This window comes from Rhizobium sp. GW821-FHT14E12, from assembly GCF_058803745.1.
On sequence record NZ_JBXAPH010000009.1, the window covers coordinates 84,560 to 103,359 of the forward strand.

12 protein-coding genes are annotated in these 18,800 nt (G+C 59.2%); 4 read left to right on the forward strand and 8 right to left on the reverse strand.

Going from position 1 to position 18,800, the window contains the following annotated elements:
* Window positions 1–111 precede the first annotated feature (111 nt).
* The 3 genes from AC1RO0_RS25870 (at window position 112) to AC1RO0_RS25880 (ending at window position 2,412) form a co-directional block, all read left to right on the forward strand.
* Window positions 112–885, forward strand: a complete 774-nt coding sequence (locus AC1RO0_RS25870; protein WP_498595438.1) for an amino acid ABC transporter substrate-binding protein — start codon at window positions 112–114, stop codon at window positions 883–885.
* Between the two features lie 88 nt (window positions 886–973).
* Entirely contained in the window at window positions 974–1,654 is a 681-nt protein-coding gene (locus AC1RO0_RS25875; RefSeq protein ID WP_174052791.1) for an amino acid ABC transporter permease, read from the forward strand.
* Window positions 1,651–2,412: an amino acid ABC transporter ATP-binding protein gene (locus AC1RO0_RS25880; protein WP_498595439.1), complete on the forward strand. Its 762-nt coding sequence runs from the start codon at window positions 1,651–1,653 to the stop codon at window positions 2,410–2,412. Before AC1RO0_RS25875 ends, AC1RO0_RS25880 begins: the two co-directional genes overlap by 4 nt.
* A 152-nt stretch (window positions 2,413–2,564) precedes the next feature.
* On the opposite strand, the gene AC1RO0_RS25885 is transcribed toward AC1RO0_RS25880, so the two are convergent.
* From AC1RO0_RS25885 to AC1RO0_RS25910, 6 genes are all read right to left on the reverse strand, one after another.
* The gene (locus tag AC1RO0_RS25885) at window positions 2,565–4,514 is read right to left on the reverse strand and encodes a M10 family metallopeptidase (RefSeq protein ID WP_498595440.1); all 1,950 of its coding nucleotides are present in this window, start codon (window positions 4,512–4,514) and stop codon (window positions 2,565–2,567) included.
* A 211-nt stretch (window positions 4,515–4,725) separates the two neighbouring features.
* Window positions 4,726–6,036: an HlyD family type I secretion periplasmic adaptor subunit gene (locus AC1RO0_RS25890; RefSeq protein ID WP_498595441.1), complete on the reverse strand. Its 1,311-nt coding sequence runs from the start codon at window positions 6,034–6,036 to the stop codon at window positions 4,726–4,728.
* Entirely contained in the window at window positions 6,033–7,754 is a 1,722-nt protein-coding gene (locus AC1RO0_RS25895; RefSeq protein ID WP_498595442.1) for a type I secretion system permease/ATPase, read from the reverse strand. Before AC1RO0_RS25895 ends, AC1RO0_RS25890 begins: the two co-directional genes overlap by 4 nt.
* Window positions 7,755–8,467: 713 nt before the next feature.
* Window positions 8,468–9,289 (reverse strand): AidB family quorum-quenching N-acyl homoserine lactonase, encoded by an 822-nt coding sequence (gene aidB, locus AC1RO0_RS25900; RefSeq protein WP_498595443.1) that lies wholly within the window; start codon window positions 9,287–9,289, stop codon window positions 8,468–8,470.
* A gap of 81 nt (window positions 9,290–9,370) precedes the next feature.
* Window positions 9,371–12,832: a pyruvate carboxylase gene (gene pyc / locus AC1RO0_RS25905; protein WP_498595444.1), complete on the reverse strand. Its 3,462-nt coding sequence runs from the start codon at window positions 12,830–12,832 to the stop codon at window positions 9,371–9,373.
* Window positions 12,833–12,946: 114 nt separating this feature from the next.
* Window positions 12,947–13,687, reverse strand: coding sequence for a helix-turn-helix transcriptional regulator (locus AC1RO0_RS25910; protein ID WP_498595445.1), 741 nt, complete (start codon window positions 13,685–13,687; stop codon window positions 12,947–12,949).
* Between the two features lie 368 nt (window positions 13,688–14,055).
* Here AC1RO0_RS25910 and AC1RO0_RS25915 point away from each other — a divergent pair, with 368 nt between their 5' ends.
* A complete protein-coding gene (locus AC1RO0_RS25915; protein ID WP_498595446.1) occupies window positions 14,056–15,825 on the forward strand; it encodes a glucan ABC transporter ATP-binding protein/ permease in 1,770 nt (589 codons plus the stop codon).
* Window positions 15,826–16,072: 247 nt separating this feature from the next.
* On the opposite strand, the gene AC1RO0_RS25920 is transcribed toward AC1RO0_RS25915, so the two are convergent.
* Together AC1RO0_RS25920 and AC1RO0_RS25925 are read right to left on the reverse strand one after the other, a co-directional pair.
* A complete protein-coding gene (locus AC1RO0_RS25920) occupies window positions 16,073–17,164 on the reverse strand; it encodes a porin (RefSeq protein ID WP_498595447.1) in 1,092 nt (363 codons plus the stop codon).
* Between the two features lie 343 nt (window positions 17,165–17,507).
* The gene (locus tag AC1RO0_RS25925) at window positions 17,508–18,722 is read right to left on the reverse strand and encodes an OpgC family protein (protein WP_498595448.1); all 1,215 of its coding nucleotides are present in this window, start codon (window positions 18,720–18,722) and stop codon (window positions 17,508–17,510) included.
* Between the last annotated feature and the right edge of the window lie 78 nt (window positions 18,723–18,800).

Here is an 18,800-nt window from a genome sequence, read left to right on the forward strand (position 1 = left end):
AAATATTCGCAATTGCCGATTTCTTTCGCAGTTTTCTACGCTTTCCCGCTCCGATTTTTCTGCGATGTATGCAACATTGATTGCAACACGTTCCAGAAACGGAAGAAAACGATGAACTGGTTGAAGACTGTAGCCGCCGCTGCCCTGGTGCAAGCCGCTTTCCTTTTGCCCGCCCATGCCGGGGATAATCTCAAGGCGATCCAGGCCGCCGGCGTGCTGAAGGTCGGCACGGAAGGCACCTATGCGCCCTTCACCTTTCATGACGCAAGCGGCAAGCTTGTTGGCTTCGATGTCGAGATCGCCGAAGCCATCGCTTCCAAGCTCGGCGTCAAGGCTGAGTTCCTGGAAGGCAAGTGGGACGGCCTGATCGCCGGCCTCGACGCCAAGCGCTACGACACCGTCATCAACGAAGTCGGCGTCACCGACGCCCGCAAGCAGAAGTATGACTTCTCCGACCCCTACATCGCCTCAAAGGCCGTGCTGATCGTCAAGGAAAGCAACACCGACATCAAGGATTTCGCCGATCTCAAGGGCAAGAAGTCCGCGCAGTCGCTGACCAGCAATTTCGGCAAGCTCGCTCAAGCGTCCGGCGCCGAACTCGTCGGCACCGACGGTTTCGATCAGTCGATCCAGCTCGTGCTCACCGGCCGCGCCGACGCCACGATCAACGACAGCCTGTCCTTCCTCGACTTCAAGAAGCACAAGCCCGACGCGCCGGTGAAGATCGTCGCCCAGCAGGCCAATGCCGATTTTTCCGCCGTCATCATCCGCAAGGGCGAGCCGGAACTGCAGGCCGCCATCAACAAGGCGCTGGCCGACATCAAGGCTGACGGCACCTATGCCAAGATCTCCGACAAATACTTCGGCCAGGACGTTTCGAAGTAAGTGGGAATAGGCAGAAACGCCAAATTGTGAAAAAGATGCGTCCGGGGCCATCCCCGGACGCATTTTGTTATGGAAAGGTCGCTTCTCCGTGGAGCACTGGTTGCAATTGATGTGGGAGTCGCTGGGCACGCTGCTTTGGGCGGGGCTCGTCTTCACCATCCCGCTCACCCTGATCACCTTCGTTCTCGGCCTGCTGCTTGGCCTGGTTACCGCCGTCACGCGGCTGTTCGGCCCCAAGCCGCTCGTCGCCATCGCGCGCTTCTATGTCTGGGTGATCCGCGGCACGCCGCTGCTGGTGCAGCTTTTTGTCATTTTCTACGGCCTGCCGAGCATGGGCATCTTGCTCGACGCCTTTCCGGCCGCCGTCATCGGCTTCACGCTGAATGTCGGCGCCTACTCGTCCGAGATCATCCGCGCCGTCATCTCCTCCGTGCCGAAAGGCCAGTGGGAAGCCGCCTATTCCATCGGCATGAACTGGCGCCAGGCGATGAGCCGCACCATCCTGCCGCAGGCGGCCCGCGTCGCCGTGCCGCCGCTGTCGAACACCTTCATCTCGCTGGTCAAGGACACCTCGCTTGCCGCCGCCATCACCGTGCCGGAATTGTTCCAGGCAGCGCAGCGCATCGTCGCCACCACCTATGAGCCGCTGATCCTCTATATCGAAGCCGCCATCATCTATCTCGTGCTCAGCACCTTCCTCTCGACGCTGCAGGGCTACCTCGAACGCCGTTTCGCCCGCTCCGGCGGCACGCTGGAGGCACGGACATGATCGAGCTGTCACATATCGAAAAACGCTTCGGCGACAGTGTCATCCTGAAGGATATCAGCCTGACCATTCCGGAAGGCACGGTGACGGCACTCGTCGGCCCTTCCGGCGGCGGCAAGAGCACGCTTTTGCGCTGCATCAACCTCCTGGAAATCCCGACGGCCGGTACGATCCGCATCGGCGAGGTCAGCACCACCTTCCAGCCGGGCAAGAAGACCGCCTGGCAGGATATCCAGAAGATTCGCCGTCAGACCGGCATGGTCTTCCAGAATTTCCAGCTCTTCCCGCACCGCACTGCCATCGAGAACGTCATGGAAGGCCTGACGACCGTGCTGCACTGGCCAGCCGACAAGGCCCGCGCCCGCGCCGTCGAGCTTCTGACCAAGGTCGGCATGGCGCACAAGATCGACGCCTGGCCCTCGACGCTGTCGGGCGGGCAACAGCAGCGCGTGGCGATCGCCCGCGCGCTCGCCCCCTCGCCCCGCGTCCTCCTTTGCGACGAGCCGACCTCGGCGCTCGATCCGGAGCTGGCCGCCGAAGTCGTCGATGTTCTCGGCAAGCTCGCCAACGAGGGCACGACCATGGTGATGGCGACGCACGATCTGCGCCTCGCCTCGAAGATCGCCACCAACGTCGTCTTCCTCGAAGCCGGCATCATCGTCGAAACCGGCCCATCCCGCACCATCTTCGGCGCACCTCAACAGGAACGGACGAAACAGTTCATCTCGACGCTGAATGCGGGGCACAGCTACGACATATGAGAGCGGGGCTTCCTCTCTGAGTGAACAACGTGAAGAGAGGTCGGAGGCTTGGCGAGTCGTCTCCTGCCACGCACCATGCTGATTTCAACCATGAAAGGCGGTCAACGCATCCGAGTACGACAGTACACGGATGCGTTCATCCACGCCCACAGCTATGCGAACGTACCGTCACTCACATGGGTTCTGCCTTCGAAAACCCCAAACTCCAGATAGTGCTCAAGAGGATCGATACCGGCGGCGGCAACGTCTGGATAGAGTTTCAGATAGCCCGCCGTATCGAAGTTGCGGGAGGGGTCACGTCCTTCATGCCAGCCGTACTGCAGATAGTGGGTGAACGGATTGACGCCGGCAGCAGCCACATCATGGTACGCTGCTAGATATCCTGCTGTATCAAAAAATGCGTTGGGGTCACGCCCTTCATGCCAGCCGAACTGATTGTAGTGCTGTTCGGGGTCCGCATGGGCTGCTGCCACATCGGGGTTGTTCTTGAAATAGAAGTTGTCGTCGATCAACAGGTCTTTGGCATTAACATTGCGACCCTCATAGATGCCAAACTTCAGATAATGCTCAAGGGGATCGATCTTGGCGGCGGCAACGTCTGGATTGAGCCGTAGATATTCCGATGTATGGAAGGAGCTCGATGGATCCCGCCCCTCTTTCCATCCAAACTGGGCATAGTGCTGCAGTGGATCAATGCCGGCAGCCGCTACATCATGGTACTTCGCCAGATATTCGGACGTATCAAAGAATTTGTTCGGATCACGCCCCTCGCGCCATCCGAAGCTTGAGTAGTGCTGATCCGCGTCAGCACCCGCATCAAAAACGTCGTGATAGTGAGTATAGTAAAACATATCATCGACAAGGGGAGAGCCGTCATCCTGAACGATTGTCCTGTCGGAAAACTGCAGCTTCTCGATCGAGACAAGGCTGGCCTGGCCTTCGCCACCCCTAACCAACATCGCACGATTGCCATAGTCGACCGTTGCTTGCTTCAGGCTGAAGTTGAAGGCCGCCGTGTCGATACCGGCGCCGCCGTCAAGCCAATCATTACCGGCACCTCCACTGAGCCAATCGTTTCCGCCTCCCCCCTTTAGCGTATTGTTGGCGGCATTGCCGATAATCGTGTCGTTGCCGGATCCACCGATTGCATTTTCGATCAACGAACGATTGTCGCCGTTATACTGGAGGGCATTGTAGACGTTGCCATGGGCAAAATGGCCGTCACCGAGATAAGCGAGCTGTGAGTTCGACATCGCCGACCAGCCGCCGGGCGTCAAGTTTATGGATTGAGCCGAGGTGTAGTTCGAGAAATCATAGGTATCGACACCGCCGCCATCCCACACGGTGAGGAAGACGCGGTTGTCTCCAGGTCTTCCCTGCCCGACTCCGTCGATGAACATCTCGCCGGTCGTGGGAGAAAACGTGTAGGTGGTATTGCCGGCGTGCGTGGTAAAATCAGCTCCATACAGTTTTTGGATCGCGGCGATGTCGTACATCATCAGCGACTGCGCAAAGCCGAAGTCTCCATTTGTGTAGCCGGCATTCAAAGGCTCCCCTGTATAGGAGCGATAGCTCATAACCGAAAATTCCATGCTGTCGTGCGCAACGCTCGTTGTCGCGGAATTGGTACTTGACGCCTCGTGCGGATGCTTGAGGCCAAGTGCATGCCCAATCTCATGCAGCGTGGAGACCCACGCGTAATTACCCTTGACCGGATTGGTCATGGCATTTGGGCCGCCCTGTGTACCGAACCAGACATCGCCGCCCTGAGCGCCATCCGAGGGGAAATAGGCATAAGCGGTGTTCTGCGCGGCGTCCGACATGCCAAAACGCAAGGTAGCGTTTCCGGGAACCGACGTTTCTTCCACGAAAGAAAGGTTCGCGATGGAACCGTACTGCGCCAAGGCCGAGCGCACTGCTGCCTGCATGGTTGCATTGAGGGGCTGGAACGTCAGCTCCTCCCCGCTATAGCTGCCATATTGCGCACCGCTGGTGGTAAACGAAAAATCCAGCGCGGAGGACGACCAATATTGACCGTAGATCAGCCCATCAACATCATTCGGAGTGCTGGACCATGGAACCGGAAAGTACGAAGTAAGCATTCAAAAGGTCTCCTAACGTACCGTAAATTCAATGGTCACTGCTCATTGAGGGGCTTAAACCGCAAACAGGCAATCTGCAAGTAAGAGTAGCATTTTCTATCGACATCTTTCGCTACCATGTAAGGATGAGAGCTGTGGCACTACGCAGCACCGGCGCATTACTGCCAGTTCAAAAACCTAAATCCTGAGAATCAAGTCAAATTCGGCATCGTCACTCTTCTCTAAACGCCCGAGCCATTTGGTCGGTAAACGGCTTTGCCAAATACGCCAGTGCAGTGCGCTCACCCGTCTGAATGAACGCCTCCACCGGCATCCCCACCACCGGTGCAAGATTGCCCAAGCGGGTCCATTCGGTCGCCGAAACGGCGACCCTGAGGCTATAATAGCTTTGCCCAGTGCGCTGATCAGTGGTCAGATCGGCGGCAATCTTTGTAATGCGGCCACTCAATTCCGGTGTGGTGCGCTGATTGAACGCAGAAAACCGAAGCGTTACGTCCTGCCCCATAACCACCTGATCGATATCCTGCGGCGACAGCTTGAGTTCCGGTGTCAGCACATCGTTGTCGGGCACAATCTGCATGATCGCTTCACTGGGCGTAACGACCGCCCCTGATGCATGCACGGCCAGCTGATGGACAATGCCCGCCTGCGGTGCGCGGATATCGATGTGTCTCAACTCGTCTTCAGCAGCAACAAAACGCTCGGAATATTCACCGATTTCGCTTTCGGCCTGACGCAGTTGGTCCGATACCTCGGTTCTTTGGTCGTCATCAACCTGAATGATCTGCAGCTGGGTTTCAGCGATCTTGCCGTTGGTTTGGGCCGCGGAGGCGACCAGACTGCCGAGTTCACCGGTGAGGTCTGCTGCGTCGCGCTGCAAGTTATAGACCCGGGTCGCCGGGATAATGCCCTGATCGAGCAACGGCTGCAGGCTAGCGAGTTCCTTGTTGATAATGGCAATCGCTTGCCGTTTGCCGTCCTGTTGGGCGCTCAGCCCCTCCGCCTCCTTCGCGAGCTGACGCACCCGCTCGGCCAGCTGCGCTTTGCGCCCCATCTTGGAAGACTGTCGATCATGAAACAGTCGCTGCTCACCATCGAGCATCGCCGCCACTTCGACAATCTCCCGCTCCTTCAAAAGGGCCTCAGGAAAGGTGATATCCTCTTTAGAATCTCGTTCGGCTGAAAGCCGTGCGGTGCGCGCGGCAAGTTCCTTCAGACGTTTCGAAACGATCGCAAGATTAGCACGCGCCTGGGTGTCATCGAGATGTATGAGTATTTGGCCAGCCTCGACACGATCCCCGTTCTTGACGAACACTTGGCCGACAGTCCCGCCCTTTTGGTGCTGAACGGGTTTAACGTAGCTGTCGACGACCAGCGTGCCGGCGGCAATGACGGCGCCCTGAAGGCGAATGGTAGCAGCCAGACCTCCCATGACCCCAACGAGTAAAATAATCGCGGTGATCGCAACGAACGTCAGGCGACGGATGGCTTGCTCGGCAAGCGGCGCGTGATCATCTGTCATTGCGTCATCTCCTCACCGGCGATCATTAGTCGAACAGGCTGAAGCCCGGACGGCGCTGGCAGCGTCGTCTTCCTGAGGACCTCATCCTTCGGCCCAAATGCCTGCATCTGACCATTCGCCAGGACGAGAACCTTGTCGACAACGCCAAGTGCACTTGGGCGATGAGCGATAATGATAGCAATGCCGCCACGCGCCCTCACATCCAGTATCGCACATGACAACGCCGCCTCCCCCTCCGCGTCGAGGTTTGAGTTAGGCTCATCGAGAACGACCAGGAACGGCTCGCCATAGAGCGCACGTGCCAGCGCGATACGCTGCCGCTGTCCGCCAGACAGCGCCGATCCTTGTTCGCCGATCTTCGTGTCGAAGCCTTCGGGGAACTGCACAATCATGTCGTAGACACCAGCCGCCTTCGCAGCAGCAATGATTTTTTCTGACGGCGCATCCGGATCGAAACGGGCTATGTTTTCGGCGATAGATCCACCAAACAACGAAACATCCTGCGGCAAATATCCAATGTGTTGGCCGAGCTGTCGCGGATCCCATTGTGACAGAGACGCCCCATCCAGGCGAACCGCACCTGAAATCGGCGGCCAAATCCCGACGAGGCCGCGCGCGAGCGAGGATTTACCTGATGCGCTTGGACCGATGATACCGACGGCTTCTCCTGCCCGAAGCTCGAAGGAAACGCCGCGCACAATCGCGAGCTTTGAGCCCGGCGCCGCGAGATGCAGGTTTTCAGCTTTCAGGGCGCGTTCGGGCCTGGGAAGGGAAACTTCTTTTTCGTCAGCCTGCATCAGTTGCGCAAGCTTCATCAGCCGTGACCAGCTATCACGCGCTGCCGCGAAACCCTTCCATTGGCCGATCGCCAGTTCGACCGGCGCCAACGCCCGACTAACAAGGATGGAACTCGCTATCATAATGCCGCCCGAGGCCTCTTGGCGGATGACAAGTATGGCCCCAACAGCAAGCACCGCTGACTGCAGTACCATTCGCAAGATCTTGGAAATTGTCCCGAGTATGCCTGTTACGTTTGACGCACGCAGATGGTTACTGAGATAGCGGCGATTGATTTCGCTCCACTGCCTACCAAGCAGATGGCCAAAACCCATCGCAAGCACGGCTTCTGAATTGCGACGCGTTGCTTCCGCAAGAGCCATTCGCTCGGAGGCGATTTTCGCGGCCTCCTTAGCCGGCTGACGTGACTTCAGTTCCGCCAAGATCGTGAGACCGATGAGCATTAGAGCTCCGGCCAAAGCCGTCATACCGATCCACACATGAAACAGGAAGCATAAGCCGAGATAAAACGCCATCCAGGGAATATCGAACAAAGCAGTTGGCCCCGGCCCCGAAAGAAACATTCGTACAGTATCCAGGTCGTGCACCGACTGAAGACCATTTCCGGGCACCTGCATGCGCGACGGAAATAAGACGAGGGAATCGTAGACAGCTGTTCCGAAGCGCTCATCTACCGATAGGCCGACGCGCACCAAAAGCATCGAACGGACAAGCTCGAGGATTCCCTGAAACGCGTAAAGTGTGGCCGTTATGATGCCCAGACCAACCAGCGTCGGCAGACTGTGGCCAGGAATGACGCGATCGTAGACCTGCAACATGAAGAAGGAGCCGGTCAAGGCGAGAACGTTGACAAGCGCGCTGGTCGCACCAATCCCGAGAAAGGCTTTCTTCAAGGAGGATAAAACGGCCACAAGGAACATCTGTGGAGTCTTCGTAGCAGTACTAGACAAACTCAAGCCCCACTCATGCTGCCGCAATGAAACGGAAGTCGTCCGGATGGAAGGTTGCCGGGGCAACGTTCTTCAACAAGATCGAGTTGTTCGCGTCCCTGGAAATTTCAGATAATTCTTCGCGCTCGTTAGCCATATGCTCCAGAATGCTCTTGAAAGTTGATCGGTTAATCGTCGGGCCGTTGGTTGGAAGCTAGTTGCAATCGCAATCTGGATGATCCGCGGGAAAAGGACGGTGGACTCGATACGAAAGCGTGGTGTGCAGCAGGAGCCCGGATCAATCTGCATCCGAGAGGTAGGAGATTTGTAAAACCGCGAAGCGTTCTATTCAAGTGGAGTGAGAAAACATTATCGTCGGTCGACGAATCCGCATCCGTTACGCATAATTATGCTTAATAAAGCGAAAACTAACTTCGCGATCTGGGTTCTTCCGCCTATTTGCCAGAGGCAGATTCCTGCATCCTGCGAATAACTCATAGATTCGGGGTTGTCGTCTATAAAGTGATTTACGCATACTTCAGATTTTCAGTTCGCGCTTCCACTGAACTTTGAGAGATAGTGTGACGATGAAGCAACAATGTCATCTCGGCATGGTCGATTTGGGCTTCATCGTCCACACGCACAAATCAATCGGATCGTCTGCAACAGGCCTCGCGACGGGATAGGAGCAAATTGGCCGGATTTCACACCGGCAGGATCTGGTAGCCCTCGGGGGCCCGCTCCACGCAGCCGAAACCGGTGATATGGCCGCCAGCGACAACCCAACCTTCGCGGGCGGCGTCTTCCAGCGTGGTCTGGCGTGTTCGTACCGCCATCTCGGGATCGAGATCGAAAACCAGCCCGATCTTTGGATCGCGGGGCTGAAGATCTTCCAGATGTAAGGTATCGCCCCAGATCAGGAGATCCTTGTCTCCGCCGCTCACTAGATAGCCAGTGTGGCCGGGGGTGTGACCCGGCAGAGGACGGGCCTCTATACCGGCCAACACGGGACCATCTGGAATCTGCCGGACTCGGGACCCATAAACGCGGACAAGCTGCTCAGCCACCTTGAAGCCACCGCGACGCGCCTCAGGTGTTGCCTCTCGGGCGACCGGATCGGTGAAAAACGCAAAATCCCTGGCCGGCACGACTATGTCGGCATTGGGGAAATACGGAGCGTCTCCGTCGAACAGACCGAGCGCATGATCGCCATGGATATGGGTCAGCAATATCAGCTGTATCTGGTCCGGCGTGATGCCGGCCTCCTGCAACGCCGATCGCGCATGGCCGTATTTTGGTCCCCAAGCGGTCCCGGTACCGGCATCCACGAGAATGATGCCATCGGCGCCGCGCAGGGCAAAACAGTTTACATCCACCTGAAGCATCGGCTTGCCCAACGCTTCGATCGCGCGCTGCCGTGCAACGCTGCCATCCGCATGGATCAACACGTCCGCTGGCGCTTCGAAGACGCCGTCGCGCAAAAGGATAACGTCGTATTGCCCGAAATGCCTAGGACTGTCGGTCATTGATGCGATCTCGCCTTGAAGGCCACGTTCAGGAAAAGGCCGGCCCAGGAGCCGGCCACTTCCTTTGTCTGGTGACGGACACTAAGCCCCGTAGACGACCAGCAAGTCCTTGGCGTCGATCTGGTCGCCGGCAAGGACGAGGACTTCGGTGATGGTGCCGTCCTTCTCCGCATGCAGCGCCGTTTCCATCTTCATCGCTTCGATGGAGACGAGCACGTCGCCGGCCTTGATCGCCTGGCCGGGGGTGACGAAGACGCGGGAGATGACGCCCGGCATCGGCGCGCCGACATGGGCGGCATTGCTGGGCTCCGCCTTGCGGCGCACCGCACTGCCCGATGCGCCGTGGGCACGGTCCGGTACCTTGATGCGACGCGGCTGGCCGTTGAGCTCGAAGAACACCGTCACCATGCCCTTTTCATCGGTCGCCGTCATCGCCTGGTTGACGACCACCAGCGTCTTGCCCTTCTCAATCTCGGCAAAGAGCTCGCCGCCCTCCTTCAAGCCGTAGAAATAGGCAGGCGTCGGCAGCACCGAGACCGGACCATAGGTATCGGCGGCCAGCGCATAGTCGGTGAAGACCTTCGGATACATCAGGTAGGAAGCGAATTCGAAGTCATCGACCTTGCGCTCGAGCTTGGTCTCGATGACCTTGCGCTCCGCATCGAGATCGGCCTCGGCCAGCAACGAACCGGGGCGCACCGTGTAGGGTGCCTCGCCCTTCAGCGCCTTCTTCTGCAACGCCTGCGGCCATCCACCCGGCGGCTGGCCGAGATCGCCCTTCAGCATCGAGACCACCGATTCCGGGAAGGACACTTCCCGGTCGGGATTGACCACGTCGGCAACCGTCAGATCCTGGGAGACCATCATCAGCGCCATGTCGCCCACCACCTTGGAGGACGGCGTCACCTTGACGATATCGCCGAACATCTGGTTGGCGTCGGCATAGGCCTGCGCCACCTGATGCCAGCGGGTCTCGAGGCCAAGCGAGCGCGCCTGTTCCTTAAGGTTGGTGAACTGGCCGCCCGGCATTTCGTGCAGGTAGACTTCCGAGGCCGGTCCCTTGAGATCGCTCTCGAAGGCCGCGTACTGATGGCGCACCGCTTCCCAGTAGAAGGAGACGCGGCGGATCCATTCGGGATCGAGGCCCGGATCACGCTCGGTGCCCTTCAAGGCCTCGACGATCGAGCCGAGGCAGGGCTGCGAGGTATTGCCGGAAAGCGCATCCATCGCCGCATCGACCGCATCGACGCCCGCGTCCACAGCCGCCAGCACCGTGGCGGCGGCAATGCCCGAGGTATCATGCGTGTGGAAGTGGATCGGCAGGCTAGTCGCCTCGCGCAGCGCCTTGAACAGCACCTTGGCGGCGGCCGGCTTCAAAAGACCGGCCATATCCTTCAGCGCGATGATATGGGCACCGGCCTTTTCCAGCTCGACGGCAAGATCGGTATAGTACTTCAGGTCGTACTTCGGGCGAGCAGAGTTCAGAATGTCGCCGGTATAGCAGATCGCCGCCTCGCAGAGCTTGTTCTCCTCGATGATGGCATCCATCGACACGCGCATGTTCTCGACCCAGTTCAGGCAGTCGAAGACGCGGAAGAGATCGATGCCGCCCTTGGCCGCCTGACGGACGAAGTATTTCACGACATTGTCGGGATAGTTGGTGTAGCCGACGCCATTGGCGCCGCGCAGAAGCATCTGTAGAAGCAGGTTCGGCGCGCCCTCTCGGATCAGCGACAGACGCTCCCAAGGATCTTCGGTGAGGAAGCGCATGGAGACGTCGAAGGTGGCGCCACCCCAGCATTCCAGCGACAGCAGTTGCGGCAGAGCGCGGGCATAGGTCCCAGCCACCTGGGCGATATCGAAGGTCCGCATGCGGGTGGCGAGCAGCGACTGATGGCCGTCGCGCATCGTCGTGTCGGTCAAAAGCACGCGCTTCTCATTGCGCATCCATTCGGCGAACTTCTGCGGGCCGAGCTGGTCGAGCCGCTGCTTGCTGCCATCGGGAACCTTGCCGTCGATATAGGGCAGAATGGGCTCCGAGGCCTTCGGCGACGGCGCCGGCCGGCCACGGGCTTCCGGATGACCATTGACGGTGACGTCGGCGAGATAGGTGAGCAGCTTGGTGGCGCGGTCCTGGCGCTTGACCTGCTGGAACAGCTCCGGCGTCGTATCGATGAAGCGCGTGGTGTAGCTGTTGTCACGGAATTTCGGGTGGGTGATGATCGCTTCGAGGAAGGTGAGGTTCGTCGCCACGCCGCGGATGCGGAATTCGCGCAGCGCACGATCCATGCGGGCGATCGTCTCGTCCGGCGTCGACGCCCAGGCCGTCACCTTGACCAGCAGCGGATCGTAGAAGCGGGTGATGATGGCACCGGAATAGGCCGTGCCGCCATCGAGGCGGATGCCGAAGCCGGCAGCCGAGCGATAGGCGGTGATGCGGCCGTAGTCCGGAATGAAGTTGTGCTCCGGATCCTCGGTGGTGACGCGGCACTGCAGGGCATGGCCGTTGAGGCGGATATCCGCCTGCTTCGGCACGCCCGAGCCCGGCGTGCCGATGGCAAAGCCGTCGAGGATATGGATCTGCGCCTTGACGATATCGATGCCAGTGACGACTTCGGTCACCGTATGTTCGACCTGGATGCGCGGATTGACTTCAATGAAGTAGAATTTGCCAGTATCTGCATCCATCAGATATTCGACAGTGCCGGCGCCGACATAGCCGGTCGCACCGGCGATCTTCAGCGAATAGGCGGCCAGTTCCTGGCGCTGGGCGTCGTTGAGGTAGGGCGCGGGCGCACGCTCGACGACCTTCTGGTTGCGGCGCTGTACAGAACAGTCACGCTCGAACAGATGGACGACATTGCCATGCGTATCGCCCAGCACTTGGCTTTCGACGTGGCGGGCGCGCTCGACCAGCTTTTCCAGATAGACCTCGTCCTTGCCGAAGGCGGCCATCGCCTCGCGCTTGGCCTCCGTCACTTCCTTGGCGAGATCCTTGGGATCGCGGATGGCGCGCATCCCACGACCGCCGCCGCCCCAGGACGCCTTCAACATCACTGGATAGCCGATCTCCTCGGCCATCTTTGCCACGATCTTCATATCGTCGGGCAGCGGCTCGGTCGCCGGCACGACAGGCACGCCGACCGAGATCGCCAGGTTGCGGGCCGCCACCTTGTTGCCGAGTTGGCGCATCGTGTCGGCGCGCGGGCCGATGAAGATGATGCCGGCGGCATCGCAAGCATCGACGAACTCGGGGCTTTCCGACAGGAGGCCGTAGCCGGGATGGATGGCATCGGCACCGGACAGCTTGGCGACGCGGATGATCTCGTCGATCGACAAATAGCTTTCGATCGGCCCGAGGTCCCGGGAAAGATGCGGGCCGCGGCCGACCTGATAGCTCTCGTCCGCCTTGAAGCGGTGCAATGCCAGTTTGTCTTCCTCGGCCCAGATGGCGACTGTTTTAATCCCGAGCTCATTGGCGGCGCGAAACACGCGAATGGCAATCTCGGAACGGTTGGCAACCAGGATCTTGGATATAGGCAATGCAGTCTCCTCACGGCATCGAAACGGGCAATGCTGCACCCGCGAAGAGAATTCTTAACTTCTTGTCACGGGAAGTTCAATTTCCCGTAGCGTCAGAAACCAAAATAGTTGCGGCTATGGAACAAGTCCGTTTCTGAAGGCGATTGCGACGATATGCTGGCGGTTCCGGGCGTTCAGCTTGTCCTGGATGCTATTCATGTACCAATCGACAGTGTGATTGGAGATCTTCAGCGTGCGGCTGATGTCCATCGAGGTCATGCCTTCCGCCAGATGATTGAGCACCTCGATCTCACGCCTGGTCAGCTTGGCGTCGAGCCCGGGGGCTTCCTCAAGCGGCCGCGCCTCGTCACGCAACTCCAGAAGCCGCCAGAAGACTTTTTTTGCCACGGCGTCGAACAGCGAAAGTTCGGCGGGCGACAGATCGACCGAATTGCCGCCGATCGTCATCGTCCCGAGCAGGCCGCTACGCCCGAAAATGGGAAAGATATAGCCGTCGACCAGCCCGTTGGCACGGGCGTCGGCCATCATCTGCTCCATACGGCGGCGGAGCGGATCGCTCTTCAGCGCCGCCATCGCGTCCCGCCAGCGGAAAGGCCGCTGCGCCTGGCCGAGATAGCGCATGGTCGGATCGACCAGCACATATTTCCGGGCGACATAGGTGAGCGGCCATTTGTCCGGCCAGCGACCGGCAAGCATGACGCTGATAATGTCGACCGCCGGCCGTGGATGCTTCAGCAGACCATAGAAGTCGAACTTATAGGAGCGCAGCACCGACTCGAGTTCCGTCACGACATTCTTGGCCTGATTGCATTCTTCAACAACCACAAGCAATTGCATTAACGAATGAATATTCACACATACCCCCTGGCCCGAAAAGCCTGGTTCCTCGTCGACGGACGCCCCACCGATATCCACTCTGCCTCCGGCGCGGCGGATGGCGGGCAAACATACTCGGATCGAGATAATTTTGAACGTCTGCGGCGAGAAATTCAGAATTCAACTTCGCATAGCAATCGCTTCGCCGCGCGACAATGCTAATGTAAGAAAGTATTCCTGAATCCTCATATTTCTCAAGTGGCCGAAGGCCTGCCCTGGCGACCGGGCGCGTAATCCATGAAAATTGCTCTGAAAAAACAGCGCCGGATTCCGTTAATCGCCGGTTCAGGTAGCAATCTGTAGTGTCCCAACATTCCGAAATTGCTGATGCACAGAGGTTGCCAGACGTGTCTCTTTTCAAAGTCTATGCAAGAGCCCTGAAGTATCTTGGCGCGTATCGTTACCGCGTATGGATGGTCGTTGTCGCCAACATCGCGTTGGCGATGACCACGATCTATGAGCCGGTTCTGTTCGGCCGCATCTTCGACGCCATCGGCAAGAAAGAGCCCGTGACGCCGACCATGATCCTGTGGGCCGGCTTTGCCGTCTTCAGCGCGGTCGCCTTCATCATCGTTTCCCGCGAGGCGGACCGTCTCGCCCATGGCCGCCGCGCATCGCTGCTGACGGAAGCCTTCAGCCGCATCATTTCCATGCCCTTGTCCTGGCACAGCCAGCGCGGCACGGCGAGCGCGTTGAACACACTGCTGCGTGCCTGTGAAGCCCTGTTCGGCCTGTGGCTCGAATTCATGCGCAATCACCTGACGACGGCCGTCGCCCTCGTCGTGATGATCCCGACCGCCATGGCCATGGACTTGCGTCTGTCCGCCGTCCTCGTTCTGCTCGGTATCTTCTACTGGATCATCGGCAGTGTGGTCATGAACCGCACCAAGGACGGCCAGACCTCGGTTGAGAGCCATTACAATACCGTCTTCTCGCATGTTAGCGACTCGATCAGCAACGTCTCGGTGCTGCATAGCTACAACCGCATCGAAGCCGAAACCAAGGCGCTGAAGTCCTTCACCGAACGGCTGCTCGCCGCCCAGTATCCCGTCCTCGACTGGTGGGCGCTGGCTGGCGCGCTGAACCGTACGGCTTCGACCATCGCAATGATGGCGATCCTGATGATCGGCACTGTGCTGGTCCAGGGCGGCACCCTCAGCATCGGCGCGCTGATCACCTTCATCGCCTTTGCCAACGTGTTGATCGGTCGCCTGGAGCTGCTGCGCAACTTCGCGAACCAGATCTTCGAAGCCCGCGCCAAGCTGGTGGACTTCTATACGCTGGAAGATTCCGTCCGCGAGCGTGAAGAGCCGGCTGGCCTTGCCGAAATCAAGGACGTCAAGGGCGAAGTCGAGTTCCGCAACGTTTCCTTCGGCTTCGGCAACAGCGCCCAGGGCCTGCACAACATCAACTTCACGGTGAAGGCCGGCCAGACCGTCGCCATCGTCGGCCCGACCGGCGCCGGCAAGACGACGCTGGTCAACCTCCTGCAGCGTGTCTACGATCCGCAGGGTGGCCAGATCCTTGTCGACGGCAACGACATTACCAAGGTGACGCGCAAGTCGCTGCGCCGCTACATCGCCACCGTCTTCCAGGATGCCGGCCTGCTGAACCGTTCGATCAGCGACAACATCCGTCTCGGCCGCGAGGGTGCGACCGAGGAAGAGATGATGCGCGCTGCCGAAGCGGCTGCCGCCAACGACTTCATCGAGACGCGTGAAAGCGGCTACGAGACCCGTGTCGGCGAGCGTGGCAACAAGCTCTCCGGTGGCGAACGCCAGCGTATCGCCATTGCCCGCGCCATCCTCAAGGACGCGCCGATCCTCGTGCTCGACGAGGCGACCAGCGCGCTCGACGTGGAGACGGAAAACAGGGTCAAGGCGGCGATCGACAATCTGCGGCAGAACCGCACGACCTTCATCATCGCCCACCGCCTGTCGACGGTTCGCGAGGCCGATATCGTCCTCTTCCTTGAAAACGGACGCGTTATCGAGAATGGCAGCTTCAGCGCGCTCAGCCAGAGCAACGGCCGCTTCGCCGCCCTGCTGCGCGCCAGCGGTATCCTGACGGACGAGGAAGTCCGCAAGGCACATACCACGGAACACGAAGCCGCCTGATCATTCAAATGGGGCCTAAAAGTCGAAGCCGGGGGAGCAATGCTCCCCCGGTTTTTTTGTGGCAGCGCCTATGTCCCGGCTAAAACTCCAAGGCAGAAACAAGAAAGGCCCGGCAGGGAAAACCGGACCTTTCTCCGTCTCTGATCGGAGGTCAAATCGGCCGTGATGCCCGCGGAGTTATGGCGGGCATCAAACCGGTTATGATGGGTGTCAAGCCGGGTAGGACCGGCCTCACGCCGGGATCAGATCAGAACTTGCGCTCGAAACGCAGGGCGCCTGTCCACTGGTCGGTATTGGCGGCATCGTAGCGCATGTAGGTGAGTTCCGGTATGACGACCAGATCCTTGACCGGACGCCAGGCCAGGTTCGTCGTCGCCTGCAGAATGCCGCTGTCGGTATAGGCGACCATCGTGGTGTTCTGCAGCTTCGGCGTAAAGGTGTAGCTGAAGCCGGTCCAGAAGGCCCAGTCACCCCATCCGCAGTCGGCGCCATTCTTCGGGCAAGCAGCCGCGTTGGTGCTGAGGAAGGATCCGGCATATTTGTTCAGCTTGTCACCGTCCGTATTCCAGCCACCCATGAAGAACGGCTTGAAGGCACCGAAGTCGCCATCGATGCGTGCCTTGATCGCACCCTCTTCGACGACGGAATCATAGCCGCCGACGATCCTGAGCTGGAACATGCTGCCCTTGTAGCCGGCACCAGCCACGACGTCCGGAGCGTAGTGATCAGCCTTTCCAGTCTGCCATGCGCCGCGATAGGAAGAGCTGGTCGCCGAGGAGTTGGAATCCTCCAGCGACACCAGCGCGGTAAAGCCGTTGCCGGAATCATATTTGTAGGTGAGCTGGTTGAGCTCCTTCGGGCCTTCGTAGACGACCTCGTCGTTGATGAGACTGGTCGTGTAGCCCATGTACATCGTATATTGGGAGTCGAGCTTGCCGACGGTGAAGCCACCGAGGCTGATATTGGCAAACAGCAGCCGAGCGTTGGTCGTGCCGCCATCCTGCCAATCCCAACGATAAACGGTGTTGGTCTTGAGTGGACCGTATTCCGTATCGGTCGCGGTATCGAAGGAAAGCTCCGCGCGGGTATGCCATTGTGTGCCGATGTTGCTCGCAGCGTTCCTCGGATCCTTCCAATAGCCCTCGGTGCGGACCTTGCCGCCGACCTTCAGGCAGGTTTCGGTGCCGGGAATGAAGAAATAGCCCGCGCCAAAAGCGTCGCAAATCCGGACATATTCCAGCGGTTCCGGCTCGGCAGCCACGATGGCGTCAGCCGCCTGCGCTCCCGAGACGGCGACCAGGGCGGCGGCGGAACCGAGAAGAAGACTTCTGATATTCATAGATTACTCCAATCCAGTGGCGATTGGGCTTGAGTCATCGCGCCGAAAACTCGACGTGCCCTACCCCATTCCCGTTTGACGATCCCCACGATCGCGTCACGCACTCATTCGGGCGCGTGTGGCGCCGGGATGGCGTTACTCCCCGAGCACCGCCACGACGCCGATGTAGGCGTTTAGGTTTTGCACAACAAGATTTTGAGCAATCGAATTTTCGCGGCGGCGCTCCGAAACGCTGCCGCGTTGCAGAAACATCACGTCACACGTCCTTCACGAAAGTGTCGTGAATAGATTTTCTTTGGGAATTGATCTGTTGCCCGTTGCGGCACTGAAGGCGCCAAGCAGATTATCGACGCTGCTCGACCCGCAATGGCAAAGGCAGTGCAGCCGCTGTCGTCTTCGTGGGACGATTGCTGGCCGTGTCCAGCCGCTTGTGCTCGAGATAATAGGCATAGGCAAACTGCAGGACGATGCCGACGACGACATAGGCGGCGCCGACGGCCGGATCCTTCTCGGTAACATAGAGAATGACCTGCCCTGCCATGGCGAGGATGGTGCCGGCAACGAAAATACTGAGGGAATGCCGTCCGAGGATCGTTAGCGGATGGTCGGCCGGCCGGCGCAGCACACGCGAGACCGACGGTATGCAGATGATGAGATAGGCGAGCGCCAGCACATGCAGCAGCCGCGGCAGCGAGAGGAACGTCTTGTCGAAGCCGGTGATGACTGCGGGCAGGCCGAGCGCGGCCAGCTGGTCGCCCAGCACCCAGAGCTTGTCGGTGACCCAGATGAAGGACAGCATGACATAGGCGAGCGATAGCGCGAACAGGACCGGGTTATAGGCAATCCGGCCGCCGCGTTTCACATGCATGACGGCGACGAAGCCGATGACGAACAGGAACTGCCAGGAAAGTGGGTTCAGGAACCAGAAGCCGTCGAGCAGCGTCGTGTGCGGTGCGATATGATAGATACCGGCCAGCAGCCAGACGCCGGCAGAGACCAGCAGCAAAAACAGCGGGCTTCTCGCCTCCACCACCAGCATCAGCGGCAGCATCAGGAACAGTGCCCCGTACATCGGCAGGATATTGTTATAGCCGATCTGATGGCCGAGCAGCAGCAGGGCCTGAATGCCGCGCGCCGGGTTCATTAACACCGCAAGGATGTTCACCTCGCAAAGCAGACCCACCTGCCGGAAGATCCAGGCGCCCGAAATGAACAGCACCAGCGTGATGAAGGTGGTGATCATATGCGCCGTATAGAGCGTGAAGGCACGCTTGATCGCTTTCCAGGCGATCAGGAGCCGATTGCCGGGCTTGAAGCGCGTGCCATAGGCGAGGCCGACCGAGATGCCGGAGATCAGCACAAAAGCTTCAGCGCCATCGGAGAAGCCGAAATTCTTGGTCGTCAGATGCTCGAAGAACTGGCCGGGAACATGGTTGATGAAGATCGTGATCAGGGCCAAAGCCCTTAGAACATCCAGCCTCGTATCGCGCCCCGTCGATATCTTCGGCGAGCCGCTGGCGCTTCCCGACCGTGTGTCGATATGTGCCCTGATGTTCATGAACATCTCCTGTTCCGGCATTCAAATGCCGATAGGGCCAAAGAGTTCCCTCTTTGGCCCTATCGATCAATGCAAAAC